The organism is Kiritimatiellia bacterium, from assembly GCA_018001225.1.
Classification (GTDB): Bacteria; Verrucomicrobiota; Kiritimatiellia; order CAIQIC01; family JAGNIJ01; genus JAGNIJ01.
This window is the reverse complement of record JAGNIJ010000075.1, coordinates 1-3,863: the sequence shown is the minus strand read 5'-3', so window position 1 is coordinate 3,863 and position 3,863 is coordinate 1. Positions and strand designations below refer to the sequence as shown.

The 3,863-nt window shown below is 70.4% G+C and carries 4 protein-coding genes; 3 read left to right on the top strand and 1 reads right to left on the bottom strand.

Features of this window, described 5'->3' with window-relative positions; translation table 11 throughout:
- The first annotated feature begins 187 nt into the window (after positions 1 to 187).
- Genes KA248_15725 through KA248_15715 form a run of 3 tightly spaced genes read left to right on the top strand, consistent with a single transcriptional unit; the run spans position 188 to position 2,854 of the window.
- On the top strand, positions 188 to 964 hold the full coding sequence (locus tag KA248_15725; protein MBP7831357.1) for a glycosyltransferase family 2 protein: 777 nt from the start codon (positions 188 to 190) through the stop codon (positions 962 to 964).
- On the top strand, positions 952 to 1,260 hold the full coding sequence (locus tag KA248_15720) for a lipid-A-disaccharide synthase N-terminal domain-containing protein (protein ID MBP7831356.1): 309 nt from the start codon (positions 952 to 954) through the stop codon (positions 1,258 to 1,260). The genes KA248_15725 and KA248_15720 overlap by 13 nt, the downstream gene beginning before the upstream one ends.
- Positions 1,261 to 1,270: 10 nt before the next feature.
- Positions 1,271 to 2,854 carry a glycosyltransferase family 39 protein gene (locus KA248_15715; GenBank protein MBP7831355.1) on the top strand — a complete coding sequence of 528 codons (1,584 nt, stop codon included), beginning with the start codon at positions 1,271 to 1,273 and terminating at the stop codon, positions 2,852 to 2,854.
- A 4-nt stretch (positions 2,855 to 2,858) separates the two neighbouring features.
- On the opposite strand, the gene KA248_15710 is transcribed toward KA248_15715, so the two are convergent.
- On the bottom strand, positions 2,859 to 3,863 hold a 1,005-nt coding region (locus KA248_15710), incomplete at its 5' end, for a HAMP domain-containing protein (protein ID MBP7831354.1).

Here is a 3,863-nt window from a genome sequence, read left to right as displayed (position 1 = left end):
ATTGGGCCAAGTACGCCAAGCTGGCCGACCTGGCCCCGGCGGCCCCCGCCGCCCCCAAGGCCTAGGCGTCTCGCCGACCCGCGCGCCCCGGAGCAATCCGGGGCGCTTTTTTTGTCCGCGTTTCTCTTAACCAATCTTCAGAATTGCGGGTTTGAATGCCGGAGCGTCCGGCGCTAGATTAGGTCGCATGGAAAACATACCTCCAGTTCCGGCACCATGGCCTTTGCCCGACGGCGGCCGCCCCGTGGAGCTGTCGGTCCTGATTCCGGCCTACAACGAAGAAGCGTGCCTCGGCGCGCTCGTGCGCGAAACGGCCTGCGTCCTGCACGGCCAGAGCCGGTCGTTCGAAATCCTCGTGGTGGACGACGGCTCGTCCGACTGGACGCCCCGGCGGCTGAACGACCTCCGCGTCGAAGTGGCCGAACTGCGGGCCATCCGCCTCGCGGCCAACTCCGGCCAAAGCGCCGCCCTGCTGGCCGGCTTCCGCGCGGCGCGCGGGAGGATTTTCGTCACCCTCGACGCCGACGGCCAGAACGATCCGGCCGACATTCCCGCCCTGGTCGCCGGGCTGGAAACCTGCGATCTCTGCTGCGGCTACCGCGTCCGCCGGCAGGACGTCTGGTCCAAGCGCATCGGCAGCCGCCTCGCCAACGCCGTCCGCAACCGCGTCCTGCGCGAAACCATCCGCGACACCGGCTGCACCCTCAAGGCGTTCCGCGCCGAATGGGCCGGCCATCTGCCCCTGCAGTTCCGCGGCCTGCACCGGTTCATTCCGGCGCTGCTTGGCATGGCCGGCGCGCGCATTTCGGAAATCCCCGTGCACCACCGCCCGCGCGCCGCGGGCCAAAGCAAGTACACCAACTGGGGCCGCCTCAAGGAATCCCTCTGGGATCTCTGGGCGGTCCGCTGGATGCAAAAACGCCATCGGTCGATCCAAACGGAGCCCCTGCGATGGACACGCTGAAACATTTCCTGGACGTCCTGGCCCACCCGATCGGCCTGCTCGGCTTGCTCGGCCAAACGTTGTTCTTCTCGCGCTTTCTCGTGCAATGGCTCGCCTCCGAGAAAAAAGGGCGCTCCGTGGTCCCGTTGTCGTTCTGGTATCTCTCCCTCGGCGGCGGCGGCCTGTTGCTGTTCTACGCCCTCTGGCGCAAGGATCCGGTCATCGTCCTCGGCCAGGCCGTCGGCCTGTTCGTCTACGTCCGCAACCTGATGCTCATCCACCGCCGCCAGGCTCCGGCGGCCGCGGACGCCGCCTAGCACGCCGGCCATGCTGCGGCCCCGCCTCATCCATTTGGCTCTCCTCGCCGCCTTCCTCTGGGGCGGCGAGTACCTGCGGCGCGACTGCTGGGAGCCCGACGAAGCCCGCGTCGCCTACGTCGCCCGCGAAATGGCGCAGGACGGCCAGTGGCTGGTGCTGCATCGCCACGGCGAGACCTACGCCCACAAACCGCCGCTGCTCTACTGGCTGATCAATCTGTTCTCGCTCGCGACCACCCTGCCCGTCGGCCGCTTGACCGTGCGCCTGCCGGGCTTCTGCGCCGGGATCCTGACGCTCTGGGCCACCGCGCGCCTCGCGGAGCGCTGGGCCGGTGCCAAGGCCGCCTGGCCCGCCGCGCTGACGCTCCTGACCACCTATCTGTTCTGGCACGAAATCGGATTCGCCCGCCCCGACGGTCTGTTGCTGGGCTGGACCACCGGCGCGCTGGCGCTGCTGTTTTGGAACGACGACGAGCCGGCGCTCTGGAAACCCGCCCTGGCCTGGACGTTCATGGGGCTGGGCATCCTGACCAAAGGCCCCGTCGGACTCATCGTTCCGGCCGGCGCCTATGCCGCCGCGCGCCTCGCCGCGGGCGAAGGCCGCTTGCTGCGCAAATCGCATTGGTTTTGGGGCCCGTTGCTGGCGCTCGCCCTGCCGGGGGCTTGGCTGGGCCTGGCCTGGTGGACCGGCGCGCCGGAAGGCTATTTGCGCGAATTGCTCATCGGCCAGAACCTCGAGCGCGCCGTCGGCGAACTCGGCCACCTCCAGCCGTTCTACTACTACCTGCCCAGCGTCGCCGGCGATTGGATGCCCTGGACGCTTGCCCTGCCGGCCGCCGCGCTGGTCCTGTTCCGCGATCCGCAGCGCCGCCGGCTGCTGCGGCGCCTCGGCGGCTGGATCGGCTTCATCATGCTGTTCTTTTCCCTGTTGCCCACCAAGCGCAACGTCTACGTCCTCGGCGCCGCGCCGGCGTTCGCCATCCTGGTCGGATCCGCTTGGCCCGGGCTCGACGCCGGAACCTTCCGCTGGGCGCGGTTCGCGCGCGGCGCGTTCATGGTCCTGCTGCTGGTTGCCGGCCTCGGCTTGCTCGCGGCCGGATTCTGGCCGCGGCTGCCCATCGCCGGCTGGACGCTCTGGCCCGCCGGACTCGTCGCCTTGGCCGGCGGAGCCTCCCTGTGGTACGAAATCCGCTGGCGCACCCCGCCGACGTTCTGCCTGCTGGCCGCGCTGGTCTGGCTGGCCGCGGAAGCCGCCATCGGTTTCTTCGTCTACCCCGCCGTCAATCCCCTCAAAACCCCCGTGGCCCTTGCCGCAGCCGTGCAGGCCCGCCTGCCGTCCGACCGCCCGCTCCTGCTCTACGCCCTGAACGGCGAACTCCTCGCCTACCACGCCAACCGCCGCGGCAAGATCGTGCGCACGCCGGACGAACTGTCCGCCGCCATGGAACGCGAACGCCGCGGCTTCGTCGTTTTCGAAAAGCGCGTTTTCGACGCCTGGCCCGCCGCGGCCTCGCCGCTCGTCGGCGCCGCGGCGGAATTCCGCTCCGGCAGCCGCCGCTACGTCTGGCTGGAATTCGATCTCGACGCGCCGTGACGCGTCAGACGGAGGCCGGCAAGCGGCATTCGAAGCGCGCGCCGGGCTGGCCGGGGTTGGCCAGTTTCAGTTCGCCGCCGTGGACCGCCGCGATCTGCGCCGCCAGCGGCAAGCCCAGCCCCGCCGTGCCGGTTTCGCCGCCGGGCACCTGCGCGAAACGCTCGAAGATTTTCTGGGCGAATTCGTCCGGAATTCCCGGCCCGCCGTCCGTCACCGCCAAGCCCACGCCGCCCTCCGGCCGCACGCCGCTTTGGATGCGGACCGCACCTCCGTCCGGCGAGTGGCGCAGGGCGTTGTCGACCAGATTCCCCAGCAGCTGGATGAGCAATTCCTCGATGCCGGCCACCGTCGGGCCCGGGGTTTCCGCCTCGACGACCAGCGCCACGCCGCGGGCTTCCGCCGCGGGCTGGTAGATCTGCTTCACCTGTTCCACCACGCTCCACAGCGGGATCGGCGCGAACCGCGCCTTCAGCGCCCCGGCCTCCAGCCGCGACAGCTGCAGCAACTGCTCGACGATCCGCGTCAGGCGGTCCAGTTCGCCCAGCATCGTCTCCAGCGCCTCGCGGTATTCCGCCGCGGCGCGCGCGCGGCTCAAGGCCACCTCGCCCAGGTTGCGCATCGCGGCGATCGGCGTGCGCAACTGGTGCGCCGCGTCGCCGCTGAACCGCTCCAGGCGCCGCAGCGCCCCCGCGTAGCCGTCGAACGCCGCGTTCACCGTCTCGGCCAGGACTTTCGTTTCGTCGTCGGGCATCGTCGCCGTCTCGATCCGCTCGTCCCACCGGCCGCCGCGGATGCGCTTGGCCGTCGCGGCGACGGCGTGCAGCGGGCGGGTGATCCGCCGCGCGATCCACCAGGCCGCCCCCGTCAGCGGCACCAGCAGCAGCAGGACCTTTCGCAACCGGTCCGGCAACATCCCGGCAGTGTGCAGCCCCGTCCGGAACCCCAGCGCCCGGACATCCCGCAGGGCGTCAGCCAACCCCTCCTGAAGCGTTGGCTCCCCGCCGCTGAA

Coding starts and splice junctions, on each gene's coding strand:
- KA248_15725 (MBP7831357.1), top strand. CDS start 188: ATGGAAAACATACCTCCAGTTCCGGCACCATGGCCTTTGCCCGACGGC.
- KA248_15720 (MBP7831356.1), top strand. CDS start 952: ATGGACACGCTGAAACATTTCCTGGACGTCCTGGCCCACCCGATCGGC.
- KA248_15715 (MBP7831355.1), top strand. CDS start 1,271: ATGCTGCGGCCCCGCCTCATCCATTTGGCTCTCCTCGCCGCCTTCCTC.